Here is a 24,476-nt window from a genome sequence, read left to right on the forward strand (position 1 = left end):
TCCTACCCCGCCTCCAGCACCAGCTCGAAGGTCATCAGCACCGGGTTGTCGCCGCGCTTGAGCGCCCCCTCCGCCATCGCGCCGGTATAGTCGACCAGCGCCACGTCGATCGCCGAACCAGCGCCATCGGGCGTGATCGTGCCGGATGTGATCGCGACCTCGGTCGCGAAATTCTCGACGATGCGGCCATCCTCGAAGCGCGCGCCGATGGTCGAGCCGACGCCGCCATGGATCGTCGCTTCCGCTATGCCATGCTCGGCGCAGAAGGCCTCCAGCGCGCCGAACAGCTCGACATTAGGCCGCACGCGGATGGCGAAGAAGCGGCCTTCCCGCGTCGCGCCGAGCAGTTCGGCGGGAGCCGGGCCGAACAGCTTGAAATTGGTCTCGGGATCGACATAAGCCGCGAAACCCGCCCCATCGAGACCGACCGCCGCCAGCGTGATCGCTTCCGCCACCATGGTCTCGTCGGGCAGGATATGGCCGCCGCGGCGTCTGCCGCCGGACTCGCGCCAGAGCGCGTGGCAATGGAAGAACGGGCCGCCGTCGCGCAGGCCGAAGGTCATCGCGCCGGTCTCCAGCCGCGCGACCCCGGCCGGCCGGACGATCTCGCTGTAGAACGCGGCATGCTCGGGCGTCCGCGACAGCGCCGGCATGACATAGGCGAAGGCATCGAGCGCGACGCCGTCGACCTTGGCGACGCCGGAGGTGAATCCCGCCGCCGCGAAACCGCGCCGCATCGCCTCCAGCAGCGTAAGGCCCGGCTCGAGCATCAGGTCGAAGCGCCGGCCATGGCACGCGACCCATTCGACCCGCTCGCCCGTCTCGGGGCCTGGCTGCCGGATGCGCCTCACGACGCCTTCCCCCGCGGCCACTCCAGTTCGCCGCGTGCTTCGAGTTCGTCCCTGACCAGACGCTTGGGCACCTTGCCGTAACCGGATTTCGGCAGCGCCTCCCAGAAGAAGAAGCGCTTGGGCATCTTGTAGCGCGCGATCTTCGCCGACAGGAATTCGGCGATCTCGTCCTCGGACGCGCTCGCGCCGACGCGCGGCACGCAGACCGCGACCCCGATCTCGCCCCAGACCGGATCGGGCAGGCCGAGCACGGCGACCTCCGCGATCGCCGGATGGGTCAGGATCTTCTCCTCGATCTCGCGCGGATAGATGTTCGAGCCCCCGGAGATGTACATGTCCGAGGCCCGGCCGGTAATGTAGACGAAGCCCTGCTCGTCCATGTGGCCAAGGTCGCCGGTGCGGAACCAGCCGTTGCGGAACGACTTCGCATTGGCCTCCGGATTGTCGTAGTAGCCCGCGAAGACGGCTGGGCCGATGACGCAGATCTCGCCCTGCTGGCCGGTTGGGGCTTCATTGCCGGCGTCGTCCTGAATCTGGACCTCCATGCCGCTGCGCTCGTAGCCGCAGCTTCCGATCCGGGCGTCTGGCCCGTCCTCGGCCGTGTGCAGGCGCGGCGGCAGCACGGTGATGTTGCCGGTCACCTCGCCGAGACCGAAGTACTGCACGATGACCTTGCCGAGCTTGGCGAGCGCCGCCTTCTGGTCCTCGCGATACATCGGCGCGCCGGCATAGATGATGTGCTTCAGGCTGGAATGGTCGTGCTGGTCGACGGCCGGATGCTCGACAAGCATCTTCAGGATCGTCGGCACGGTGAAGATATTGGTGACGCGGTGCTTGGCGATCAGCCTGTAGGCCTCGTCGATGTCGAAGCGCTCGGTCGGCAGCAGGATCGAGGGCGCGGCCCGCGCCGAGATCACGAGCTGGTGAACGCCGGCGCCGTGCGAGAGCGGCGCGACGACGAGCGAGGCGTCGGCCTCGGTCGCGCCCGGCACGAGGTCGGCGAGATGGTTCGTCACCACGAAGCCCATCTGGCCATGGCTCAGCACGGCGGCCTTCGAGCGGCCGGTGGTGCCGGAGGTGAAGAAGAACCAGCACGGATCGTCATGCTCGACCGGCGCGTTGGCGACGCGTTCGCCGGCATGGCGCGCGATCACCTGCTCGACATCGTCGTCGCCGAACGCGCCCGGTCCGATCCGCCACAGCAAGGCGAGTTCCGGAGCGGCCTTCGCCACAGCCGTCGCATGGTCGGGAAAATCGCCATGGCAGAGGAAAGCCTTCGCGCCGGACGAGGTGGCGAGATAGCCGACCTCGTCGGGCAGCAGGCGGAAATTCGTCGGAACCCAGACCGCGCCGAGCCGGAAGGCCGCGAACATCGAGACGAACATCGCGTCGCAGTTCTTCGAATGCACCAGCAGCCGGTCGCCCTTGCCGAGCCCGCGCGCCTTCAGGCCGAAGGCCAGCGCCGACACCCGCGCGTCGAGCTGCGCCCAGGTCCATTGCCGTTCTCCCCAGATGAAACCCGGCCTGTCGGCATGGCGGCGCGCATTCTGCGTCATGATATGCGCGAGGTTCATCACGCGCCGCGTCATCGGCGCGACGCCGCCCAAAGGCGCTTCGAGAGCGTGCGTGCAAGAAGGGTCGGTCACGTCAGGCGCTCCTGGCGAGAGCCGCGACCGGCCGCGCCATCTGTGGCGGCGCGGGTCTGGCGGCCTTGGACTGGAACATCTCGGCGAGCAGGCGCTCCATGCGCCGCACCTCCACGGTGAGATGACCGGCGAGCTCGGCTTGCCGCGCCGGCTGCATGCGGCTGTCGATGGCGGCGAGGCTGAGCGCACCGGCGACGCGTCCGTCGGGATAGCGGAAGGCGACGCCGACGCCCCAGGAGCTGGCGACGAGCCGGCCGGGATTGAGCGCGAAGCCCTGCCGCCGGGCGAGCGCGAGGTCGGCGCGCACCACCTCCGGCGGAAACCCCGGATAGCGCGTCACGAGGATGCGCTGGCTCGCCTTGAGGATGGCGTCGACCTCGTCGCCCGGCATGGCCGCGAGCATGGCGAGCGAGCCCGCGCCGACGCCGAGCGGGTGCTGGTCGCCGGCCTGGAGCGCGTGCGTCCGCACCGGATAGGTTCCCTCCTCGCGATGCAGGCAGACGGCGTAGCGTTCGCGCCGCACGGTGAGGAAGCTGGTGTCGAGCGTGATGCCGGAGAGCCGGCGCAGGCTCTCCATCGCGAGTTCGAGCAGGCCGTGCCGCCGCCCGGCCAGAACGCCGAGCACGAAGGCCTCCTCGCCGAGACAGTAATGCCGCGTCTCCGGCTCCTGCTCGACGAGGCCAGCCCGCATCAGCGCCAGCAGCAGCCGCCGCGCCGTCGGCTTGTTGAGGCCGCTCTCGCCGACGATCTCGCCGAGCGGCAATCCGCCGGCCGGCTCGCGGCCGATCAGCGCCAGCAGCCGCAGGGCGCGGTCGACGCTTTGCGAGCCGGAGAGATCGGCGCGCTGCATTGAGGCCTGTTCCACTCTGGCGTCCTCATCCAAGCCGATCCATGATATGGACCTTGTCGTTCGCAGCCAGAGCCTAGAGGCGGCCAATGGCGATTGCAATGCCGCTTCGCTTGTGTAAGCTCCGCCTCGTCCGGATGGATTTCCATCCATCATATGGACCGCGTCGGAAGCTGACCAACAAGCTCAAGATCGGCGCGATCGGGAGGAACGAGCCATGTCGCTGCAGGGCGCCCGCCTGACGGGCCATGGCCTCTGGCCGTTCGACGAATCGCCCATCGCCGCGGCTTCGCGCTGAGCGCCGCCATGGTCGACGTCGCCAACAGCCTGACCCTGCCCGACGACCCGCTGCTCGCGACGGGCCTGCGTCCGGGCTCGGGCTTCATGCGGCCGGTCGAGTTCGTCGCCTCGGCCCTGCTCGTCCTCATCGTCTGCGTGCTGCTGCTCGGCGTGACCTCGCGCTACGTCTTTTCGCTGCCGGTGATCTGGATCGACGAGGTCGCCTCGATCTCCTTCCTCTGGCTCGCCATGCTCGGCGCGGCGATCGCGATCGACCGCAACGAGCATCTGCGGCTGACGCTGTTCACCGGCATGATGCCGCGGCGGCTGCGCGGCTTCGTCGAGACCTTCGCCATGCTGGTGGTCGCGACCTTCCTCGCGGCGATGATCTATCCGGCCTACGACTATGCCTATGAGGAGAGCTTCGTCACCTCGGCGGCGCTGAACATCCCCAACAGCTGGCGCGTCTCGGCGATCTGCGTCGGCATCGCCGCGATGTTCGTCCTCGCCGTCCGCCATGCGGTCCGCACGGCGAAGCTGTCCGATCTCCTGCTCGCCGCCGGCCTGATCGCAGCGCTCGCTTTGGCGTTCTGGCTGATGACGCCGGTCTTCAAGGGGCTGGGCTACGGCAACATCCTGATCTTCCTCGTCGTCGTCGTCGCGATCTGCCTGGTCTCCGGCGTGCCGATCGCCTTCTGCTTCGGCATGGGCACGCTCTGCTTCCTGCTGTTCTCGACGAGCGTGCCGACCTTGGTGATGATCGGGCGGATGGACGAGGGCATGTCCTCGATCATCCTGCTCTCGGTGCCGATCTTCGTGCTGCTCGGCTGCGTGCTCGACGCCACCGGCATGGGCAAGGCGATCGTCGACTTCCTCGCCTCGCTGCTCGGCCATGTCCGCGCCGGCATGTCCTATGTCCTGCTCGGCTCGCTGTTTCTGGTCTCGGGCATCTCCGGCTCGAAGGTCTCCGACATGGCGACGGTGGCCCCAGCCCTCTTCCCGGAGATGAAGCGGCGCGGCTACAAGCCGAAGGAACTGATCGCGCTCCTCGCCACCGGCGCGGCCATGGCCGAGACGGTGCCGCCCTCGATCGTGCTGATCGTGCTCGGTTCGGTCGCCGGCGTCTCGATCGCCGGCCTGTTCACCTCGGGCTTCCTCGTCGCCATGGTCCTGCTGCTGGTGCTCGCCGTGCTGGCGCGCTGGAAGGCCGGGGTCGAGAGCCTGCGCGGCGTGAAGCGCGCGCCCTTCGCGGTGATCTGGAAGACGGCGCTGGTCGCGGCGCCTGCGCTCGTCCTGCCCTTCATCATCCGCAGCGCGGTCGGCGGCGGCGTCGCGACCGCAACGGAAGTCTCCACCATCGCCGTGCTCTACGCGATGATCGTCGGCATCGTGCTCTATGGCGGCATCAGCCGGGCGACCTTCTACGCCATGCTGGTCGAGACCGCCGCGCTCTCGGGCGCGATCCTGATGATCCTCGGCACCGCGCTCGCCATGGCCTGGGCGCTGACCCAGACCGGCTTCGCCAACCAGCTCGCGATCTGGATGGGCAACCTGCCCGGCGGCTGGCTCAGTTTCATGGGCATCACCATCCTCGTCTTCATCGTGCTAGGCTGCGTGCTGGAGGGCCTGCCCGCGATCGTGCTGATGGCGCCGCTGATGTTCCCGATCGCCAAGAAGCTCGCCATCAACGACGTGCACTACGCCATGGTCGTCGTCACCTCGATGAACATCGGCCTGATGATGCCGCCGATCGGCATCGGCTTCTACATCGCCTGCAAGATCGGCAACGTCTCGCCCGACGAGGCGATGGGCGCGATCTGGCCCTATCTCGTGGCGCTCTTCATCGGCCTGCTGCTGATCGCGGCGATCCCCGGAATCTCGACCATCGTGCTCTGACGGAAAGACAGGACGGCCAATCGCAATAGGCGGTTGCACGGCATCGCCGCCAGCGCCGAGACTGACTCGAGGACAACGACGCCAACGATACGAAAGCAAAGGGAGAAGACACAGATGACGATCTCACGCCGCACCCTGATGCAGGGCGCCGTCGCCGCCTCCGCGATCGGCAGCTTCCATATCGGCCGCGCCGGGGCGCAGACCGCCGAATTCACCTATAAATACGCGCACAACCTGCAGGTCTCGCACCCGCTGCATATCCGCGCCACGGAGGCGGTCGCCAGGATCAGGCAGGAATCGGGCGGCAAGCTCGACATCCAGATCTTCCCCTCGAGCCAGCTCGGCACCGACACCGACATGCTGAGCCAGGTGCGCTCCGGCGGCATCGAGTTCTTCACCCTCTCGCCGCTGATCCTGTCGACGCTGGTGCCCAACGCCTCGCTGAACGGCATCGGCTTCGCCTTCCCGAACTACGACGCGGTCTGGGCGGCGATGGACGGTGAACTCGGCGCCTATGTCCGCGGCCAGATCGCCAAGGCCAACCTCGTCGTGCTCGACAGGATCTGGGACAACGGCTACCGCCAGATGACCTCGTCCAAGGGCCCGATCGCCACGCCGGACGACCTCAAGGGCTTCAAGATCCGCGTGCCGGTCTCGCCGCTCTGGACCTCGATGTTCCAGGCCTTCCAATCCGCGCCGGCCTCGATCAACTTCGCCGAGGTCTACACCGCGCTGCAGACCAAGGTCGTCGACGGGCAGGAGAACCCGCTCGCCATCATCGCCACCGCCAAGCTCTTCGAGGTGCAGAAATACTGCTCGGTGACGAACCATATGTGGGACGGCTTCTGGTTCCTCGGCAACAAGCGCGCCTGGGACCGACTGCCCGAGAACCTGCGCGTCATCGCCGCCAAGAACCTGAACGAGGCCGCCGTGCTGCAGCGCGCCGACGTCGCCAAGCTCAACGCCGGGCTGCGGGCCGAACTCGAATCGAAGGGCATGATCTTCAACGAGGCCCCGGCGGCCCCCTTCCGCGAGGCGCTGCGCAAGGCCGGCTTCTACGCCGAATGGAAGAAGAAATACGGCGACGAGGCCTGGGCCATCCTCGAGAAGGCGGTCGGCAGTTCGCTGAGCTGAGCCGAGCGCCGCTCCCCGTCGTTGCGGGCGCAAGCGAAGCAATCCAGAGCCGCGCGCTCTACGCCCCCTGGATTGCTTCGTCGGCTGCGCCGCCTCGCGATGACGGCGTGGCGCGAATGAACGAGTTGCCGGCATGCCCGACCGCCTGAAGAAAAAAATCGCCCTCGTCTTCGGCGCCGGCTCCTCGGGGCCGGGCTGGGGCAACGGCAAGGCGGCCGCCGTCGCCTTCTCCCGCGAGGGTGCGCGGGTCGCCTGCATCGACATCAGCCAGGCGGCCGCCGACGAGACGGCGGGCATCATCGAGAAGGAAGGCGGCGTCGCCATCGCGCTCGCCGCCGACGTGACGGACCAGGCCTCGATCGACGCCTGCGTCGGCGCCTGCATGACCCGTTTCGGCCGCATCGACATCCTGCACAACAATGTCGGCGTGACCCATATGGGCGGGCCGGTCGACCTTTCCGAGGAGCAGTTCAAGGCGGCGGTGGACCTCAATATCGGCCCGGTCTACCGCTGCTCGAAGGCGGTGATCCCGCAAATGCTGAAGAATGGCGGCGGCGCGATCGTCAACATCTCCTCGATCGCGGCGATCCGCTGGGTCGGCTACCCCTATTTCGCCTATTACGCGACCAAGGCCGCCGTGAACCAGGCGACCGTCGCCATTGCGATGCAGTATGCCCGCCAGGGCATCCGCGCGAACTGCATCATGCCCGGCCTGATCGACACGCCGATGATCTACAAGCAGATATCAGGGCAGTACGCCTCGCCCGAGGAGATGGTCGCGGCGCGCGATGCGGCCGTGCCGATGGGCAAGATGGGCACGGCCTGGGACATCGCCAACGCGGCGGTCTTCCTCGCCTCCGACGAGGCGAAGTTCATCACCGGAGTCTGCCTGCCGGTCGATGGCGGCCAGACCTGCGCGATCGCGTGAGGCAGGCGGCGGGAGCCGCGCTCAATGCGGCAGGTTCTTCCGCTTGCCTGACACCGTTTCGGACGCCTTCTCGCCGAAAGCCGCCCTGTACTGCCGGGCGAAGCGGCCGGGATGGGAAAGCCCCATCGGGCCGCGACCGCGGCGATCTGCTGCTTGCCGCCGGCCATGAGAGTCTGCCGCACGCCCTCGAGCCGGTAGCCGAGCAGCACCGAGAGCGGCGTCACCTGTGATCGATAGCAATCCATCCCGTTTCGTTGCCCGATGCCGTGGCCGCCTCGACGATCGGCTTTGGCCAGTCGGTCTTCATCGTGCTGATCCCGGTGATCGTGGCGCGAACGGGGCTCGGCCTCGCAGGCGTCGCGGCCGGCGCGGCGCTGACGGCGGGCAGCGACGTTTATGCCGTGATGACCGCCGGTCTGCTTCTCGCAGGCCTCGGCGTCGCCCTGGCGACCCCGGTCTATACGACCTGGCTCGCCGCGCGGACGGAACCCGGGGCGCGCCACGGCGCCGCCGGCTGGCTCGCCGCGGCCCATGGCCTCGGCCAGGGCGTCGGCGCGCTGACCGGCGGCGTCGCCTTCGAGCTGGCCCCCAGCCTGCCTTTCACGCTCTCGGCAGCCGGCGCGCTCGCCTGTCTCGCGCTGGCGTTCGCGCTCCGCGAGCCGGTCGGGCCGAAGGCTTGAGCCGCGCTCAGGCACGGCCACGACGCGCATCCTGCGTTGCGGAGATCATGCCGAGCGTCGCGATCACGGCGATCCCCGAGATCGCGGTAGCGATCGAGAACAGCCAGCCATAGCCGATCGCGTCGGCGATCTTGCCGGCCATCAGCGAGCCGGCGAGATAGACCAGGAGTTGCGCGCAGGCGAGGATGGTGAAGTCCGTGCCCGGCTGTTCGGAGGTCGTCACCGCCATGAACAGCGAATAGAGCGCGACGATCTCCATGTAGCGGATCAGCGTCTGGAAGCCGGCCGCGCCGAACAGCGGCCACGCCCCTGTCACCACGCCGAGCGCGTGGCAGGCGAAGAGCAGGAAGCAAAGCGTGCGCAGGCCTCCCAGAAAGGCCAGCACGAAGGCAAGTCCGCGCGTCTTGACCAGCCAGGCGGCGAGAATCGAGCCGGCGAGGCCGGCGGTCGTGGCCGAGAGGCCGGAAAGATAGCCGATCTGGTTCAGCGGCACGCCGGCATCGACCAGATAGGGACCCTCCATCGCCTTCACGAGGCCCTCGGAGGCGCGATAGATCAGCGCGATCCAGAGGATGCGGCGCGCCTCCGGGCGGCGCAGGAAGGCGCGGATCGAGGGGCGCGCGGCCGCCTCTCCAGGTGTCGGATCGTCCTCGCGCATCATCGCGGCGGCGATCAGCGGCAGAAGCGAGATCGCGGCGATGGTCACGAGCATGCCGGCCCAGCCGATATGGTAGTAGAGCACGAGGCCGAGCGTGCCGCCGATGACGACGCCGAAGGCGATCGAGCCGCCCTGGATGGCGTTGCCGACCGGCCGGTCGGCCTCGGGCAGGTATTTCGCGGCGTAGCCGTCGGTCGCGATGTCCTGCGTCGAGATCAGCAGCGAGGCGCAGAAGCCGATCGCGACGATGGCGAGAACCTGAGTCGGGCCGACGAAAAGCAGCGTCAGGATGCACGCGATCACGCCGCTCTGCGTCAGGAAGACCCAGCCGGCGCGATGCGCCCGGGCGAAGGGCCTGATCCGGTCGATCCAGGGCGCCCAGAAGAACTTGATCACCAAGGGCAGCAGCAGGATGCTCATATAGCCGATCGCGCTGCGCGAGACGCCGCTCTCGCGCATGATCGGCGGCAGCGCCGCGACGAGCAGGTAGGACGGGATCGCCTGGGCGACATAGAGCCCGGCGAGCACGCCGAACAGCCGGTAGCGGGCGGCCTTCGAGGCCGGTCGACCAAGGCCCGCCGCGCCGATATCGGTATGGGTCGCGCTCATTTTGCCCCCGGCGTCATGCCGCCCTCGTCTTGTGACCGAGAAGGAAGCGCCGCGCCGCCGCCTCGTCTGCCTCCAGACTGATCGGGAATGGCCAGAGCTTGCGGAAGGTTTCGGCCATCTTCTCGGTCGCGCCCGGCCGGACGATGGCGCAGGCGCCGCAGAGACGGCCGAAGCGCGCCCGGGTCGCCTTGAACCAGAGCGCCTGCTCGCGCTCGCCCGCCTGGGAGAGCTTGCCGCCGCCGCCGAACACCGTGAGCAGCAGGAAGGGCTCCTCGCGCCGGCCGAGCTCGGCGAGCGCGTCGAGATAGGCGCGTTCGTCGCCCGTGCCATAGGGCGGCACGAAGCGCAGCGTCACGACGCCCTCGCCGTCTTGCTCGAGGCTGACCATGGCCTCAGAAGGTCTTCTTGAAGCCGACCGTGACGGTGCGGCCCCAGGCGTAGTTGTCGAGATTGCGAACCGAGGTCGCGGTCGGGTTCTGATAGGCCCGGTCGAACAGGTTGTTGACCGCGACATAGGCCTCGCCGGAGAGGACCGGCGCCGACAGTGCGACGTTCATCGTCGCCGCGCCCTTGAGCTTGTAGCGCGTGCCGCGCAGGTCGATCGCGACGTCGCGCTCGGAGAAGCCCTCGCCCTCGACGCGCAACTGCACGCCGTTCACGAAGCGGTAGCTGCCATAGAGCATGCCGCGCCAGGGCGAGCCGATCCGGTTGTTGGGGAGGTGGCTGTCGAGCCTGCCGTCGCCGTTGGTGTCGTAGCGGCCCTCGCGCCAGGAGACGACCGAACCGACGGTGAGCTGCTCGGTGACGGCGTAGTCGCCGGTAGCCTCGAAGCCCCAGATCCGCTCCTTCTGCTGCGACAGCGTGTTGGTCACCGAGTCGAAGGTGACGCCCTGATCCGAGGTGCTGATGTAGCCGGTCAGGGAGCCCTTGAAGGGCCCGTAGCTGCCGCGCACGCCGAGCTCGTAGTTGTTGACGATCTGCGCCTCGGGCGCGATCGAGCCGTAGCTGATCGTGCGGCGGCTGGCGGGCAGGCAGTCGGGCGTCGCGACCGCGCAGGCGAAGGCGGTCGAGACGCCGGCGCGGCGGGTGAAGGCGCCGACATCGGGCAGCGCGAAACCCTGCGAGAACCCGCCGAAGACCTCGCTCGATTCAGACAACTTGACCGTCGCGCCGAGATTGGCGGTCAGCGCCGAATAGGTGAAATCGCCGCCGGTGACGTTGAGCGCCGGCAGCACGAAGGCCGTGTAGCCGAGGCGGTTATTCGCCGCGACGGCGGCATAGGCGGCCGGGCGGACATAATCGCTGACCGAAAGCGCGAAATGCTCGTAGCGCAGGCCGCCGCGCAGCACGATGCGCTCGCCGACCGGGATCTGGAGCTGGCCGAAGCCGGCCGCCGTGGTCTGCTCCAGCGGCGTGAACACCTCCTGGCCGCTGGTCAGCGTCTGGTTGGTGCGCTCCCTGATCAGGTCGCCGCCCCAGGTCAGCTTCGCGCCGGGCAGAAGCCGGTCGAGCGCGGTGTCGATGGTGACGTTGACGCCGCCGCGCTGCGAATACAGGGTCGTCTGGTTGTCGGGGCTCGTCGGCGCGTTGGGGTTGAAGGAGTAGTAGACCTGGCTGTTGTAGGGATAGGAGAACGCCGAGTAGTCGAAGCGCTTCTTGATGTCGTTGTAGAACCCCAGCACGCTGAGCGAGCCGAGCGCGAAATCCTTGTCCGTATAGCGCAGCGAGACCGTCTTGGTGTCCTCGATCACGTTCTGGCCGGAATAGAGCGTCGTCCGGTCGGGCCGGGCGAAGGGCGGGCCGTAGTTGGTCAGGTATTTCGGCGCCTGGTCGAAGGCGATGATCGTGCCGTTGAGCTCGATGCGCTTGCCGCCGTCGAAATCGTAGCCGAGCTTGGCGAGCAGGTTGCCCGCCTTGTAGCGGTCGCCGCCGCCCTGGCCGAGCAGGCCGTCGGAGGGCAGTTCGCGCCCGGCGCCGTCATAGGTGCGCCCCGCTCCGCGCGCGCTGCCGGAGACGAGATAGTCGAAGCCGTCGGGCGCCTTGCCGGAGACCGTGATCGAGGTTTCCGGCGCAAGGGAACGGCCGATGTTCTGGGTGAAGGCGCGCAGCGCCGTGTTCACCGTCACGGTCGGCTTGCCGTCGGTCGCCTTCTTGGTGATGAAATTGACCGTGCCGCCGGTCGCGCCCGCGCCGTAGAGGCTGGAGGCGCCGGCGACGACCTCGATGCGCTCGACCGAGTTCAGGTCGATCAGCGACAGGATGCGCGAGACGTCGCGCAAAGGCGTGTTCAGCGGCACGCCGTCGAGCAGCACCAGCAGGTCGCGGCCGCGATAATTCTCCGAGGCGCTCGACACCGTCTGCGTCGGCGTCGCATAGCCCGGCACCAGCTTGCCGAGCGCCGCGGCCGCGTTCGGGCTGAACTTCAGCTGCTCCTCGATCTGCGCCCGCTCCAGCACCTGCACCGATTGCGGCGTCTCCGCCAGACTGCGCTGGGCGCGGGCCGCCGTGACCGTGATGGTGTCGAGCTCGATCACGCCGGGAGCGCCGGCCGGTTGCGCCGCCGTCTGGGCGACCGCGGCCGAGCCGACGACGAGAGCGATGAGGCTGCTGGCGAGTGAGACGGTGCGGAGCATGGGGTCAGACCTGTCGGCGGAAAAAGCGGCCGAAGCACAGAGAGACATTCCCCATGGCGAATTCTTCGGCAAGATGGATCGTAGACTGTATTTTAGAATTAAACCAATCTGGAAACGCATTCATTTCAAGCTGTTGACTTCAACAAATGGCGCTTCCGCACGAAGTGATGTATCGTCTGCGATGAAGTCCGATCTTGGACTTTGGCGAAGCCGGTCTTGGACTGGAGCGAAACAAGGCATCGAAATCGATGGGCGTGGCCTTTGAACTGGAACCGGCTCTCCGCCGCGGCGACTGCGACGCGCCGCTGGCGCCGCTCTGGCGCGTCGCGCACGGAATCGACCGCGAGGCGGCGGGCGCGCGCTCGCGCAAGGTGCTCGGACGCATCGTCGCCCATCACGGCGCGGCCGCCGGCGAGGCGCTGCCCTTCGTTGCCCGCGCGGTGCTCACGACGAGCCCCGATCTCGGCCTGATGTCCTGCTTCGATCCTGCGTCGCGCTGGCGATGGCGGGAAGACGCGCGGGGCGGGGAAGGCGATCGCCTGCTGATGCGTCCCGCTGACGGGCGGATCGTGGTCGAGCAGGGCGCGGCGCGCATCGTCGTGCGGGCGCGCGAGGCGCTCCTGATCGCGCCCGCTGACGAGACCCGTTTCGCGCTGGACCAGGTCTCGCGGGTCGATCTCGTCAGCCTCCAGGCCGCGCGGCTACCTGCCCCGGCGGGCGGATCGACGACCGAGCCGATGCGCCTGATCCCGCGCGGCAATCGCGGTCTGCAGGTGCTGGCGCATTACGGCGCCATGCTGCTGCGCGGCTTCCTGCCGCTCGACTCCGCCGCGCTGCGCAACCTCGCCATGGCCCATCTCCATGATCTGGTCGGGCTGATGCTGGAGGATCGCGGCGCCCCGCTCGCGCCGGCGGACGCACGGGCCGGCCGCATCGCCGGCATCAAGGCCGAGATCGAGACGAGGCTGGAGCGGCGCGATCTCGGACTCGACATGATCGCGCGCCTGAACGGCGTCTCGCCGCGCGCCATCCAGAAGCTGTTCGAGGCGGAGGCGCAGACCTTCTCGGAATATGTCCTTGAACGCCGGCTCGAGCGCGCCTGGCACCGGCTGATCTCGACGCGGGAGTCCCGGCTGGCGATCAGCGCCATCGCTTACGAAGTCGGTTTCGGCGACCTGTCCTATTTCAACCGCTGCTTCCGCAAACGCTTCGGCCGCTCCCCCTCCGAGGCAAGGCGCGAGGCCGGCGATGCGAGGCGGTAGGAAAGCCGCGGAAGCCGACGGCCGGCTTGGCGAATGGCGCTCCCATGGGGAATCGAACCCCAGTTTTCGCCGTGAGAGGGCGACGTCCTGACCGCTAGACGATGGGAGCAGCGCGGCGGAGGAGGCCTGTTTAGTCAGCCCGCCGCCGCTCTGCAACTGTTTTTGCGAAGTCGCATTGCAAAACCGGGCCGAATGGCGCGATGCCATCCGGCCCGAAGGAAGAACCGCCGCGGAAATCCGTTCCGGCGGGTCGGCCGACGCGGCTTTCGAGAACCGGAACGAAGCGGACTTGAGTCCGTGGACACCGGAAGCGCGGAAAGCCGCGTCAGACGCGCGCCGCAGTAGAGTTTCAGGCGGCTTTCTCATGCAGCGCCGGATAGTCGGTATAGCCCTTGGCGTCGCCGCCATAGAAGGTCTCGACCGCCGGCGCGTTGAGCGGCGCATCCGCCTTCAGCCGCTCGACCAGGTCGGGATTGGCGATGAAGAGGCGGCCGAAGGCGATGGCGTCGGCCGCCCCGCTCTCCACCGCCTCGATCGCGAGATCGCGGGTATAGAGGTTGTTGCCGATATAGACGCCCTCGAAGGCCTTGCGCAGCGCGCCGTAGTCGAAGGGCAGGTAGTTGCGGTCGTCCCGCGTCGCGCCCTCGACGACATGGATGAAGGCGATGCCGGCATCAGAGAGCTTCTCGACCAGATGCCCGAACAGCGCCTGCGGGTTGGAATCGCGGGCGTCGTTGGCCGGGCTCACCGGAGAGAGCCGGATGCCGACGCGGCCTTTGCCGAACACCTTCGAGACCGCCTCGACCACTTCGAGGGCGAAGCGCACCCGGTTCTCGATCGAGCCGCCATAGGCGTCGGTGCGCTGGTTGGAGCCGTCGCGCAGGAACTGGTCGATCAGGTAGCCATGGGCGCCGTGCAGCTCGACGCCGTCGAAACCGGCGGCCTTGGCGTTCCCGGCCGCCGCGACGAACTCCGCGATGATGGCGGGGATCTCGTCGAGGGAGAGCTCGCGCGGCGTCGAGACCTCGGCGAAGCCTGTCTCGATATAGGTCTTGGTCCTGGCCAGCAGCGGCGACGGCGCGACCGGAGCCGCGTTGCCCGGCTGCAGCGAGACATGGCTGACGCGCCCGACATGCCAGAGCTGCGCCGCGATCTTGCCGCCCTCGGCATGGACCGCGTCGGCCACCGCCTTCCAGCCGGCGATCTGGGCGTCGGAATATAGGCCGGGCGTCCAGACATAGCCCTGGCCCTGCCGCGAGACCTGCGTGCCCTCGGTGATGATCAGGCCCGCGCCGGCGCGCTGGCGGTAATATTCGACATTGAGGTCGTTGGGCGCGTCGCTGCCGCGCGAGGCGCGGTTGCGCGTCAGCGGCGCCATGACGATGCGGTTCTTCAACTCGATCTCACCGATCCGGACCGGGGAGAACAGGGCGGGAAGCCCGCTGCTGGACGTGCTCATGGAGATACCCTTCGCAGGCCGGAAAGGCCGAGATTGAAACCGGGATCGAGGCGGATCGCCAATCGACAAGGCTGAGATAGGCATGCCAGTCTCGATTGGCAGGGGCGGTTGCAGGCCGGGCCGGCAGGCATGGAAGGAATGCCCCTTCAAAGCCGGGACATGCGATGAACGATCCTGCCGACGGCATACTGCGGAGAACGGCCATCCTCGGCGGTCTGCTGACGCAAGGTCGCCATGCGGCGCGCGCGGGCTGGAACGCCGCGATCGGCATCGTCTATCCGCCGAGTTGCATCGCCTGCCAGGCCGCGGTGGCCGAGGCGCAGGCGCTCTGCCCGCGCTGCTGGGCCGGGCTCGACTTCATCGAGCGACCCTATTGCGAACGCCTCGGCACGCCCTTCGCGGTCGACCTCGGCGAAGGCCTGCTCTCGCCGGCCGCGATCGCCGACCCGCCGGTGTTCGCCCGGGCGCGCGCCGTCTGCCGCTTCGACGGGACGGCGCGCGACCTCGTCCACAGGCTCAAATACGGCGACCGCACCGAGCTTGCCCTGGCGCTCGGCGCGATGATGGCCCAGGCCGGCCGCGAACTCCTGGCCGATGCCGATCTCATCGTACCCGTGCCGCTGCACCGGGTGAGGCTCTGGACCCGGCGCTTCAACCAGGCGGCCGCGCTGGCGACCGTGCTCGCCAGGCAGGGTCATGCCCCGCTCGCGCAGGATGCGCTGGTCCGGGTCAAGCGCACGCGCCGGCAGGTCGGGCTGACGCGGCCGCAGCGCGCCGACAACCTGCAAGGCGCGTTCAAGGCGCCGCCCGCCGCCCGGCCGAAGCTGGAGGGCAGGCGCGTCCTGCTGGTCGACGACGTCCTGACCACGGGCGCGACCGCCAATGCCGCGGCGCGCGCCCTGCTGCGGGCCGGCGCGGGCAAGGTCGACATCCTGACCTTCGCGCGGGTCGTGACGGAGGCGTGAGCGCACACTATATGCGGGCTTCAGTCATCGCCATCACGCTCGCAAACGACGGACCCTCCATGCCTCAGGTCACCATCTACACCACGCCCTGGTGCCCCTATTGCCGGTCCGCCAAGGCGCTGCTCGGCAAGAAGTCCGTCGCCTATGACGAGATCGACGTCGACGGCCGGCCCGAGCTGCGCCAGGCCATGACGGCGCGGGCCGGGGGGCGCACCTCGGTGCCGCAGATCTTCATCGGCGACAGGCATGTCGGCGGCTCGGACGACATCCATGCGCTCGATGCGCGGGGCGAACTCGACAGGTTGCTGGCGGCATGAGCCGCATCTCGGCGAGGTCCGGCGCGCGATGATCCGCTACGCCCTGATCTGCGACAACGCGCACGAGTTCGAGAGCTGGTTTCCGTCCTCGTCCGGGTTCGAGGAGCAGGCGAAACGCGGTTTCGTCGATTGCCCCGTCTGCGGCAGCATCCGCGTCGAGCGTGCGATCATGGCCCCGAACGTCGCCCGCAGCGACCGCGGTCCCCGGACGATCGAGGCCATGGCCGAGCCGGCGGCTGAGGACGCGGTTATATCGGCTCCGGCCGCGCCCGCCCCCGCACCCGTCGCGCTGATGGGCGAGAAGGAGATCGCCTTCCGCCAGATGCTGACGGCGCTGCACGCCCATGTCGCCGCGAACGCCGAGAACGTCGGCAAGAGCTTCGCCGACGAGGCGCTCAAGATCCATCACGGCGAAAGCGACAGCCGCCCGATCTATGGCGAGGCGACGCCCGAGGATGCGCAGATGCTGCAGGACGAGGGCGTGGCCTTCATCCCCCTGCCGAGGCTGCCCGGCGCGCGGAATTGAGCGGTCGCGGCCGCTCGTCCCACGCTCCGCCGTCGTCCCGGACGCAGCGAAGCGGAACTCCGGGATCCATCCCAGAACGCTGTCGTGCCTTGCGATGGCTCCCGGGGCTGCGTCGCTGACGCGGCTTGTCCGGGATGACGAAGCGGTTCCGAGCGAAACGTCAAAGCGGCGCCATCGCCGGCACGCCGAACGTCTCGACCGTGCTCGCGCCGCCCGCCAGCACCTTTTCCCAGCCTGCCTCGGCCCTGACGCGCGCCAGGCAGGGTTCCAGCTTCTCCTGCGCCAGCCCGTGCGGCACGAAGACCAGCCCGTCATCGTCGCCCACGACGAGGTCGTGGGGCGAGACCGCGACGCCCCCGAACACGATCGGACCGTTGACGACGCCGCGCTCCATCGAGGACGGGCCGCGCGGCATCACCCAGCGCGAGAACATCGTGAAATCCGACCATTGCGCGACGACGCCGACATCGCGCACCGCGCCGTCGACGACGACGCCGATGATGCCCTTGAGCCGTGCCGCGCCGCTCAACAGATCGCCGATCATCGCCGCGTCGCGCCGCCCGCCGGCCGCGACCACGATGACGTCGCCGGCCTGGGCGACGGCGATCGCATGATGCGCCGGGCCGTAGTCGGCCGGCTCGCACCAGGCGGTCACCGCCGAGCCGACGAGGCGCTGGCCCGGCGCGAAGGGCCTGATCGGCCGGATGCGCGGATCGGCATGGCCCGTGCCGCCGAGCTGGTCGGCGACGACCGAGCTCGGCACCGCCTTCCACGCCTCGATCAGCGCATGCGGCAGGCGGGGATCGGCTGGCGTGGCGAGACGGGTCGGCATCGCGGACTCGTTTTTTTGACGTGATCGACAGGCTAGCGCGCGCAGCTGCCACGCGGAAGCCTGCCCGGCGACCGCGCCTAACGTCTCAAGCGACTTTCTCCGCCTCTGGCGTTAATCTTCGCCGCAGTGCAACATCGAGATTGCTCGAAAAAGAGGGTGAGACCCCCATGAACGCGATCGGTCCCATCGGCGACAAGCCCGCCGCGCGCGACAAGCCCTGGATCTTCCGGACCTATGCCGGGCATTCCGACGCGACGGAATCCAACAAGCTCTACCGCAACAACCTCGCCAAGGGGCAGACCGGCCTCTCCGTCGCCTTCGACCTGCCGACCCAGACCGGCTACGATCCCGACCATGTCCTGTCGCGGGGCGAGGTCGGCAAGGTCGGCGTGCCGGTCAGCCACCTCGGCGACATGCGCACGCTCTTCGCCGACATCCCGCTGGCGCGGATGAACACCTCGATGACGATCAACGCGACGGCGGCCTGGCTGCTCTCGCTCTATATCGCGGTCGCCGACGAGCAGGGCTGCGACCGCCGCGCGCTGCAGGGCACGACCCAGAACGACCTCGTCAAGGAATATCTCTCGCGCGGCACCTACGTCTTCCCGCCGCGCCCCTCGATGCAGCTCACCACCGACATCGTCGTGTTCACGGCGCGCGAACTGCCGAAATGGAACCCGACCAATGTCTGCTCCTACCATCTCCAGGAGGCCGGGGCCTCGCCGGTGCAGGAACTCTCCTTCGCGCTGGCGACCGCGATCGCCCTGCTCGATTCGATCCGGGCGCGGCCGGAGGTCTCGGCCGAGGAATTTCCCGAGGTCGTCGGGCGTATCTCCTTCTTCGTCAACGCCGGCATGCGCTTCGTCACCGAACTCTGCAAGATGCGGGCGTTCGTCGATCTCTGGGACGAGATCACGCTCGGCCGCTACGGCGTCGCCGACGAGGCGATGCGGCGCTTCCGCTACGGCGTGCAGGTCAATTCGCTCGGCCTGACCGAGCCGCAGCCGGAGAACAACGTCTATCGCATCCTGATCGAGATGCTGGCGGTGACCCTGTCGAAAAAGGCCCGCGCCCGCGCCGTGCAGCTTCCGGCCTGGAACGAGGCGCTCGGCCTGCCCCGCCCCTTCGACCAGCAATGGTCTTTGCGCATGCAGCAGGTGCTGGCCTACGAGACCGACCTGCTCGAATTTGGCGACATCTTCGACGGCTCGACCGCGATCGACGCCAAGGTCGCCGGGCTGAAGGCGGCGGCGCTCGAGGAGCTGGCGAAGATCGACGACATGGGCGGCGCGCTGGCGGCGATCGAGACCGGCTACATGAAGCAGGCGCTGGTCGAGAACGGCGCGCGCCGGATCGAGGCGATCGAGCGCGGCGAGCAGATCGTCATCGGCGTCAACAAGTTCACCAACAGCGAGCCCTCGCCGCTCTCGGCCGGCGAAGGCAATGTCGTCACCGTGCCGGACTCGGTCGAGCTCGAGGCGATCGGCCGGCTCAAGGCCTGGCGCTCGGCGCGTGACACGAAGGCGGCCGAGGCCGCGCTGGCGGAGCTGGCGTGCTGCGCGAAGGAAGCGCGAAACGTCATGCCGGCCTCGATCGTCTGCGCCAAGGCCGGCGTCACCACCGGCGAATGGGCCCAGACCTTGCGCGAGATCTTCGGCGAATATCGCGCCCCGACCGGCGTCGACACGAGCAAGCTCGGCGACAGCTCCGGCCTCGCCACCGTCAAGGCGGCCGTTGCCAGGGCGACGGAAACGCTTGGCCGGGCGCCGCGTTTCCTCGTCGGCAAGCCCGGTCTCGACGGCCACTCGAACGGCGCCGAGCAGATCGCGGTCAGGGCGAGGGACGCCGGCATGGATGTCAGCTATGGCGGCATCCGCCAGACTCCCGACGAGATCGTGACGCAGGCAAAGGAGACCGAGGCCGACATCGTCGGGCTGTCGATCCTGTCGGGCTCGCACCTGCCGCTGGTGCGCGACGTCACGGCGCGGCTGCGGGTGGCGGGCATGACCATCCCGGTCGTGGTCGGCGGCATCATCCCGCCCGACGACGAGAACGCGCTGAAGAATATGGGCGTGGCCCGCGTCTACACGCCGAAGAATTTCGAGCTGGACGGGATTATCGCTGATGTCGCGGGGCTGGCGGCGCAGAAGCGGTAAACCCTCTGTCGTTCCGGGACGCGCCGCAGGCGCGAACCCGGAATGACAAGGGATCATACCATCCCGGTCGTCTTCAGCGTCTGATACGCCTTCAGGATTTCCTGCAGCGTCCCCTCGCGCGAGCGATCGCCGCCATTCGCATCCGGGTGGAGGCGCTTCACCAGTTCCTTGTAGCGCGCCTTGATCGCGACGGAATCGGCCGTGTCGTCGAGACCCAGCGTCTCCAGCGCCTTGCGCGCCACGACGCCGACGCGAGATTCCGGCTGGGATGCAGCCTGCGCCCGGCGCGCGCCGAACAGGTTGAACGCGTCGGCGACCTCAGGCCCGGCCTGTCCGCCGGCGACGCGGCCGCGCTGCGCCATCCGCGCCGCGCGCGAATTGACGCCGAGCTTCCAGGTCGGCCGGTGGCCGATCTCCTCCTGCTTCTGATAGGCCTGCAGCGCCTCGTCATCCATGCCCTGGAAATAGTTGTAGGTCGCGTTGTAGGCCTTCACATGCTCCATGCAGAACAGGAAGAACTGCCCTTCCCGACCCCGGCCCTTCGGCGCGCGATATTCGCCCGCGCGGCGGCAGCCGGCATGGTCGCAAGGGGTGCCGACAGGAATCTCGGCCTCTTCCGCCTCGGAAGGGCCGATCCTGATGCGGTCGAACAGGCGCGAGTTGAAGTTCATCGTCGAACGGTTATGAGACTCGGAAGACCAGCGGGCAAGTGCGACGCAACATGCGCGGCGCCCACCGCCGCGCTGGCGATCAGGATGATGTCGCGATCATGACCGCAATGGCTGAACGGATCACGAGGAAGCTGCGGGACGCTCTCGCGCCAGAGCGCCTGAACGTGATCGACGAATCGCACCAGCATCAGGGCCATGGCGGCTGGCGCGAGGGCGGCGAGACCCATTTCAGGGTCGATATCGTGTCGCGGGCCTTCGCCGGCAAGAGCCGGCTCGAGCGTCACCGGCTGGTGAACGCGGCGCTGGCGCAGGAACTGGCGGACGGGGTGCACGCGCTGGCGATCGTGGCGCGCGGGCCAAGCGAGGGCTGAGCGGCGTCAGGGCGCGATCAGCTCGATGGTCGGAAAGTAGGTCCGGTAGCGGCGCGGATCGCGGGTCAGCACTGGCAGTCGCGCGACGGCGGCGTGAGCTCCGATGAAGAAATCGTGCAACACTACCGTACGCGTTCCGTCGGCGCGGCGATAAAGCTGAAACGCGCGTCCGGCCAGGAAGAACGCACTGCGATCAATGGGCGCGAGCTTGACCGTCATGCGCGCAAGTGCCCCATCGAGTGCGTCCGGAGAGGGGAAGCTCACCGACCGTTCCGCGTAGACGACGTCGTTGATGATCAGGCGGTCGAGGCTACCTAGAGCATCGGACGATTAATCGGATGCATGTCCTGCGTGTTTGAAGAGGGAGGAGCGCCTGCCCTTGCTGACGACGCCGACGCTGCTCGCCTGCGCCGAAGACGACATGCTGCTGCCCTATCTCGACGGCGTGGCGAAGCTCGTGCCCGGCGCTCTCGTCGCGCGCACGCCCGGCGTCTCGAACCGGACCTCGGCCGAAGCCACGGCGGAGATTTTCTCCCGGTTTCTCGACAGCCCGTGATCTCAGGACTCGGGAGCGGGTTCCGCCGCGGCGTCCCGCAGGGCGTCGATATGGAGCGAGGCCGCCTTCAGGGCCTTGCTCTCGATCGCGCGGTAATGGGCCACGACCTCGCGACCCATCGGCGTCAGACGCGCCCCCCCGCCCCTGGCGCCTCCCGGCGACGCCTCGACCAGGGGACGACGGAACATCTGGTTGAGGCTGTCGACCAGGAGCCAGGCGCGACGATAGGACATCTTCATGGCGCGACCGGCGCCGGAAATCGAGCCCGTCTCCTCGATCGCTTCCAGCAGGTCGATCTTGCCCGGCCCGAGCCGCCCGTCCGGCGCCAGATCGACCCTGAGGCTGATCATGGCGGCCGGCTTCCGAGGGGCTGTTTCAGGCATGGTGGCATCCTTTGCGCGGCCCGCATCCTGGAGATTTTCCCGGCGATGACATCGTCCCGTCCCCTTACGACGCATCGATCGAGACGCTCTTGATCACCGCGAAGACCGGGCTACCGGATTGCAAGCCCAACTGCGCGACGGATTTGGCCGTGAGCCTGGCGAGCAGGTTCTCGCCGCCGCAGTCGAGCCGCAACTCGACGGCCGCGCCGTCGCAGCGCGGGCCGATCTCGACGACCGTTCCCGCCAGGATGTTGAGCGCGCTGACGCCGACCGGCTCGCGCAGGCTGATCAGCACATCGCTGGCGAGGATGCGCACCCGCAGGCTCGCGCCGGGCGGCAGGAGGCTGCGCGCGACCTGCAGCGATCCGGCCCGGGTCGTCAGCGTAGTCAGGGCATAGGCCTCGTCATGGCCGGCGACCTTGGCCTCCAGGATCGAGCCGGCCTCGGCCGCGCCCGAGAGCCCGGCGACGTCGAGCCGCGACATCACCTGCGCGGTCGGCCCGCAGGCGGTGACGCGGCCCTGATCGAGCGTCACCAGCGTCGTCGCCAGCCGCGCGACCTCGGTGACCGAATGCGAGACATAGATGATCGGCACGCCGGCCTCGTCGCGCAGGCGCTCGATATAGGGCAGGATCTCGGCCTTGCGCGCCTCGTCGAGCGAGGCGAGCGGCTCGTCCATCAGCAGCAGGCGGGGATTGGCCAGAAGCGCGCGGCCGATCGCGACGCGCTGCTTCTCGCCGCCCGACAGCGCGCCCGGCCGGCGCTCGAGCAGATGCGAGATGCCGAGCAGATCGAGCACGCCGGCGAGATCGCTGCTGGCCTTCGCGTCCCTGCCCGCGAACCAGCGCCCGAACAGCAGGTTCTGGCGCACGCTCAGATGCGGGAAGAGCCGCGCCTCCTGAAAGACGTAGCCGATGCGGCGCTTGTGCTTGGGCGCGAAGATGCCGCGATCGGTGTCGACCAGCGCCTGCCCGTCGACGACGACGCGCCCGCGCGTCGGATGGATCAGCCCGCCGACGATGTTGACGAGCGAGGTCTTGCCCGAGCCCGAGCGCCCGAACAGCGCGGTGAGCCGGCCATCCGATGTGAACGCCGCGTCGAGGGCGAACTGGCCGAGCCGATGCCGGACGGCGATCTCGATGACCGGGTTCATTCGACGGCGATCCGTCGCCCGACCAGCCGCGCCAGCCATTCCGAGGCGACCAGCGCCGCGACCGAGAGCGCGATCGAGATCAGGGTGAGCCGCATCGCGCCGGCGTCGCCGTTCGGAATCTGCGTGAAGGTGTAGATCGCCGAGGGCAGGGTCTGCGTCTCGCCGGGGATGTTGGAGACGAAGGTGATGGTCGCGCCGAACTCGCCCATCGCCTTGGCGAAGCACAGGATCATGCCCGCGAGGATGCCGGGCAGGCAGAGCGGCAAGGTCACCGTCGCGAACACCCAGACCGGGCCTGCGCCGAGCGTGCCGGCCGCGTCCTCGAGCTTGCGGTCGACCGCCTCGATCGAGAGCCTGATGGCGCGCACCATCAGCGGAAAGCCCATCACCGCGCTGGCCAGCACCGCCCCGGTCCAGCGGAAGGACAGGACGATGCCGAACCAGTCGTACAGGAACTGACCCGCCGGGCCGCGCCGGCCGAACCAGGCCAGCAGCAGATAGCCGGTGACGACGGGAGGCAGGATCAGCGGCAGGTGGACGACGGCGTCGAGCGCAGATTTGCCCCAGAAACTCCGGCGCGCCAGCAGCCATGCGACGGCGATGCCGAAGGGCAGGCTCGCCAAGGTGGCCGTGCTCGCGACGATCAGGCTGAGGCGGACCGCCGTCCATTCCTCGGGGGAAAGCCAGTCGCTCAACTGGCCGATGACCCCGAGCGTCGGACCGAATGGCGGATATCGCTTTTCGGATACGTCCGCTGCCGGGACAAAGAGGCGGATCGCCTCCTCGCGTCCGACAGGGCGCGCGGCGATCTACGACGCATTGGCCGGCCGGTTCAGCACGGTGAAGCCCTGCTTCTCGAAGGCCGCCCGCGGCCCTGCTCCGCGCAGATAGCTCAGGAAGCCGACAGCATCGGGATTGCCCGAATCCTTCAGCACCGCCACCGGATAGATGATCGGCGGATGGGTGTCCTCCGGGAAGGTGGCGAGCACCTTGACCTTCGGATCGGCGGCGGCGTCGGTCGTATAGACGACGCCGAGCGGGGCCTCGCCGCGCGAGACCAGCAGCAGCGCGGCCCGGACATTGTCGGCCTGCGCCACCTTGTCCTTGACCTTGTCCCAGCCGCCGAGCTTCTCCAGCGCCGCCTTGCCGTATTTGCCGGCCGGGACGGCCTCGACATTGGCCATGGCGAGCCGGCCCTGGCCGAGCGCGGCGGAGAGATCGACGCCGGGAGAGAGCGTCACCGCCGCGGTCGAATCCGCCGGCGCGATCAAGGCGATGCGGTTGGCGAGCAGGCTGATCCGCGTCTCCGGCCTGATCAGGCCCTTGCCGGCGACATAGTCCATCCAGTCGAGATCGGCGGAGAGGAAGAGATCCGCCGGCGCGCTCTGTTCGATCTGCCTGGCGAGCGCGTTGCTCGCCGCATAGGAAATCTTCGGCGCCGGCTTGCCGGTCTCCCTGACCCAGGCGGCGGCGGTCTCGTCGAGCACGTTCTTCAGGCTGGCGGCGGCGAAGATCACGAGTTCCTTCGGCTGCGCCTGGGCGAAACCGGCTGCGGGCGCGAGGCCGACGAGCACAGCGGCGGCAAGGCCGATCACATGGCGGCGGATCATCATGGGTCTCGTCCTCTTCGGGTTGCTTGCGCTCGATCCGCCCGAATATAGCCG

General features: G+C 68.6%; 25 protein-coding genes and 1 tRNA gene. 11 read left to right on the plus strand and 15 right to left on the minus strand.

The features are described from left to right. Positions 1-2: 2 nt before the first annotated feature. Genes AC1RRW_RS01595 through AC1RRW_RS01605 form a run of 3 tightly spaced genes read right to left on the minus strand, consistent with a single transcriptional unit; the run spans position 3 to position 3,347 of the window. On the minus strand, positions 3-851 hold the full coding sequence (locus AC1RRW_RS01595) for a PCC domain-containing protein (RefSeq protein ID WP_492898520.1): 849 nt from the start codon (positions 849-851) through the stop codon (positions 3-5). Continuing rightward, the gene (locus tag AC1RRW_RS01600; protein ID WP_492898521.1) at positions 848-2,497 is read right to left on the minus strand and encodes an acyl-CoA synthetase; all 1,650 of its coding nucleotides are present in this window, start codon (positions 2,495-2,497) and stop codon (positions 848-850) included. Before AC1RRW_RS01600 ends, AC1RRW_RS01595 begins: the two co-directional genes overlap by 4 nt. Position 2,498: 1 nt before the next feature. Further along, complete coding sequence (locus tag AC1RRW_RS01605) at positions 2,499-3,347, minus strand: IclR family transcriptional regulator (RefSeq protein WP_492899027.1); 849 nt, start codon at positions 3,345-3,347, stop codon at positions 2,499-2,501. 303 nt (positions 3,348-3,650) lie between these two features. Between AC1RRW_RS01605 and AC1RRW_RS01610 the strand changes: the two genes are divergently transcribed. The 4 genes from AC1RRW_RS01610 (at position 3,651) to AC1RRW_RS01625 (ending at position 8,261) form a co-directional block, all read left to right on the plus strand. Beyond that, positions 3,651-5,519, plus strand: a complete 1,869-nt coding sequence (locus AC1RRW_RS01610) for a TRAP transporter large permease (RefSeq protein WP_492898523.1) — start codon at positions 3,651-3,653, stop codon at positions 5,517-5,519. A 114-nt stretch (positions 5,520-5,633) separates the two neighbouring features. Beyond that, the gene (locus AC1RRW_RS01615) at positions 5,634-6,653 is read left to right on the plus strand and encodes a TRAP transporter substrate-binding protein (protein ID WP_492898525.1); all 1,020 of its coding nucleotides are present in this window, start codon (positions 5,634-5,636) and stop codon (positions 6,651-6,653) included. Positions 6,654-6,786: 133 nt separating this feature from the next. Next, complete coding sequence (locus AC1RRW_RS01620) at positions 6,787-7,581, plus strand: SDR family NAD(P)-dependent oxidoreductase (protein WP_492898527.1); 795 nt, start codon at positions 6,787-6,789, stop codon at positions 7,579-7,581. 266 nt (positions 7,582-7,847) lie between these two features. Beyond that, positions 7,848-8,261 carry a hypothetical protein gene (locus tag AC1RRW_RS01625; RefSeq protein ID WP_492898529.1) on the plus strand — a complete coding sequence of 138 codons (414 nt, stop codon included), beginning with the start codon at positions 7,848-7,850 and terminating at the stop codon, positions 8,259-8,261. Between the two features lie 7 nt (positions 8,262-8,268). Here AC1RRW_RS01625 and AC1RRW_RS01630 read toward each other — a convergent pair whose 3' ends face one another. Genes AC1RRW_RS01630 through AC1RRW_RS01640 form a run of 3 tightly spaced genes read right to left on the minus strand, consistent with a single transcriptional unit; the run spans position 8,269 to position 12,161 of the window. Continuing rightward, positions 8,269-9,528, minus strand: a complete 1,260-nt coding sequence (locus tag AC1RRW_RS01630) for an MFS transporter (RefSeq protein ID WP_492898531.1) — start codon at positions 9,526-9,528, stop codon at positions 8,269-8,271. Positions 9,529-9,541: 13 nt separating this feature from the next. After that, positions 9,542-9,916 (minus strand): hypothetical protein, encoded by a 375-nt coding sequence (locus AC1RRW_RS01635; protein ID WP_492898533.1) that lies wholly within the window; start codon positions 9,914-9,916, stop codon positions 9,542-9,544. 4 nt (positions 9,917-9,920) lie between these two features. Then, the gene (locus AC1RRW_RS01640; protein ID WP_492898535.1) at positions 9,921-12,161 is read right to left on the minus strand and encodes a TonB-dependent receptor; all 2,241 of its coding nucleotides are present in this window, start codon (positions 12,159-12,161) and stop codon (positions 9,921-9,923) included. 248 nt (positions 12,162-12,409) lie between these two features. Between AC1RRW_RS01640 and AC1RRW_RS01645 the strand changes: the two genes are divergently transcribed. Further along, positions 12,410-13,423 carry a helix-turn-helix transcriptional regulator gene (locus AC1RRW_RS01645; protein WP_492898537.1) on the plus strand — a complete coding sequence of 338 codons (1,014 nt, stop codon included), beginning with the start codon at positions 12,410-12,412 and terminating at the stop codon, positions 13,421-13,423. 34 nt (positions 13,424-13,457) lie between these two features. On the opposite strand, the gene AC1RRW_RS01650 is transcribed toward AC1RRW_RS01645, so the two are convergent. Both AC1RRW_RS01650 and AC1RRW_RS01655 read right to left on the minus strand, forming a co-directional pair. Further along, positions 13,458-13,532: transfer RNA gene (locus AC1RRW_RS01650), tRNA-Glu, on the minus strand. A gap of 240 nt (positions 13,533-13,772) precedes the next feature. Continuing rightward, positions 13,773-14,882, minus strand: a complete 1,110-nt coding sequence (locus tag AC1RRW_RS01655) for an alkene reductase (protein WP_492898539.1) — start codon at positions 14,880-14,882, stop codon at positions 13,773-13,775. Positions 14,883-15,046: 164 nt separating this feature from the next. Here AC1RRW_RS01655 and AC1RRW_RS01660 point away from each other — a divergent pair, with 164 nt between their 5' ends. From AC1RRW_RS01660 to AC1RRW_RS01670, 3 genes are read left to right on the plus strand one after another with little or no spacing between them, the layout of a single operon-like run. Continuing rightward, positions 15,047-15,847 carry a ComF family protein gene (locus AC1RRW_RS01660; protein WP_492898541.1) on the plus strand — a complete coding sequence of 267 codons (801 nt, stop codon included), beginning with the start codon at positions 15,047-15,049 and terminating at the stop codon, positions 15,845-15,847. Positions 15,848-15,906: 59 nt separating this feature from the next. Then, positions 15,907-16,164: a glutaredoxin 3 gene (gene grxC, locus AC1RRW_RS01665; RefSeq protein ID WP_492898543.1), complete on the plus strand. Its 258-nt coding sequence runs from the start codon at positions 15,907-15,909 to the stop codon at positions 16,162-16,164. Next, positions 16,118-16,690 carry a DUF1178 family protein gene (locus AC1RRW_RS01670; protein WP_492898545.1) on the plus strand — a complete coding sequence of 191 codons (573 nt, stop codon included), beginning with the start codon at positions 16,118-16,120 and terminating at the stop codon, positions 16,688-16,690. Before grxC ends, AC1RRW_RS01670 begins: the two co-directional genes overlap by 47 nt. 160 nt (positions 16,691-16,850) lie before the next feature. On the opposite strand, the gene AC1RRW_RS01675 is transcribed toward AC1RRW_RS01670, so the two are convergent. Beyond that, the gene (locus AC1RRW_RS01675; protein WP_492898547.1) at positions 16,851-17,522 is read right to left on the minus strand and encodes an RraA family protein; all 672 of its coding nucleotides are present in this window, start codon (positions 17,520-17,522) and stop codon (positions 16,851-16,853) included. Positions 17,523-17,689: 167 nt separating this feature from the next. On the opposite strand from AC1RRW_RS01675, the gene AC1RRW_RS01680 reads away from it, so the two are divergent. Continuing rightward, positions 17,690-19,678: a protein meaA gene (locus AC1RRW_RS01680; RefSeq protein ID WP_492898550.1), complete on the plus strand. Its 1,989-nt coding sequence runs from the start codon at positions 17,690-17,692 to the stop codon at positions 19,676-19,678. A 53-nt stretch (positions 19,679-19,731) separates the two neighbouring features. Here the strand turns inward: AC1RRW_RS01680 and AC1RRW_RS01685 are convergent, their stop codons facing one another. After that, positions 19,732-20,349: a J domain-containing protein gene (locus AC1RRW_RS01685; RefSeq protein ID WP_492898552.1), complete on the minus strand. Its 618-nt coding sequence runs from the start codon at positions 20,347-20,349 to the stop codon at positions 19,732-19,734. Between the two features lie 98 nt (positions 20,350-20,447). Between AC1RRW_RS01685 and AC1RRW_RS01690 the strand changes: the two genes are divergently transcribed. Then, entirely contained in the window at positions 20,448-20,720 is a 273-nt protein-coding gene (locus AC1RRW_RS01690; RefSeq protein ID WP_492898554.1) for a BolA family protein, read from the plus strand. A 6-nt stretch (positions 20,721-20,726) separates the two neighbouring features. Here AC1RRW_RS01690 and AC1RRW_RS01695 read toward each other — a convergent pair whose 3' ends face one another. Then, positions 20,727-20,939 carry a type II toxin-antitoxin system VapC family toxin gene (locus AC1RRW_RS01695; protein ID WP_492898556.1) on the minus strand — a complete coding sequence of 71 codons (213 nt, stop codon included), beginning with the start codon at positions 20,937-20,939 and terminating at the stop codon, positions 20,727-20,729. A 160-nt stretch (positions 20,940-21,099) separates the two neighbouring features. On the opposite strand from AC1RRW_RS01695, the gene AC1RRW_RS01700 reads away from it, so the two are divergent. Further along, the gene (locus AC1RRW_RS01700) at positions 21,100-21,276 is read left to right on the plus strand and encodes a hypothetical protein (protein ID WP_492898558.1); all 177 of its coding nucleotides are present in this window, start codon (positions 21,100-21,102) and stop codon (positions 21,274-21,276) included. Positions 21,277-21,278: 2 nt separating this feature from the next. Here AC1RRW_RS01700 and AC1RRW_RS01705 read toward each other — a convergent pair whose 3' ends face one another. The 4 genes from AC1RRW_RS01705 to modA form a co-directional block, all read right to left on the minus strand. Beyond that, positions 21,279-21,659 (minus strand): winged helix-turn-helix domain-containing protein, encoded by a 381-nt coding sequence (locus tag AC1RRW_RS01705; protein WP_492898560.1) that lies wholly within the window; start codon positions 21,657-21,659, stop codon positions 21,279-21,281. Positions 21,660-21,723: 64 nt separating this feature from the next. Continuing rightward, positions 21,724-22,812 carry a molybdenum ABC transporter ATP-binding protein gene (gene modC, locus AC1RRW_RS01710; protein ID WP_492898562.1) on the minus strand — a complete coding sequence of 363 codons (1,089 nt, stop codon included), beginning with the start codon at positions 22,810-22,812 and terminating at the stop codon, positions 21,724-21,726. Next, on the minus strand, positions 22,809-23,507 hold the full coding sequence (gene modB, locus AC1RRW_RS01715; RefSeq protein WP_492898564.1) for a molybdate ABC transporter permease subunit: 699 nt from the start codon (positions 23,505-23,507) through the stop codon (positions 22,809-22,811). The genes modC and modB overlap by 4 nt, the downstream gene beginning before the upstream one ends. A gap of 114 nt (positions 23,508-23,621) precedes the next feature. Then, on the minus strand, positions 23,622-24,422 hold the full coding sequence (modA, locus tag AC1RRW_RS01720) for a molybdate ABC transporter substrate-binding protein (protein WP_492899028.1): 801 nt from the start codon (positions 24,420-24,422) through the stop codon (positions 23,622-23,624). Positions 24,423-24,476: the final 54 nt, after the last annotated feature.

This window comes from Allobosea sp. GW821-FHT12C12 (assembly GCF_058807355.1).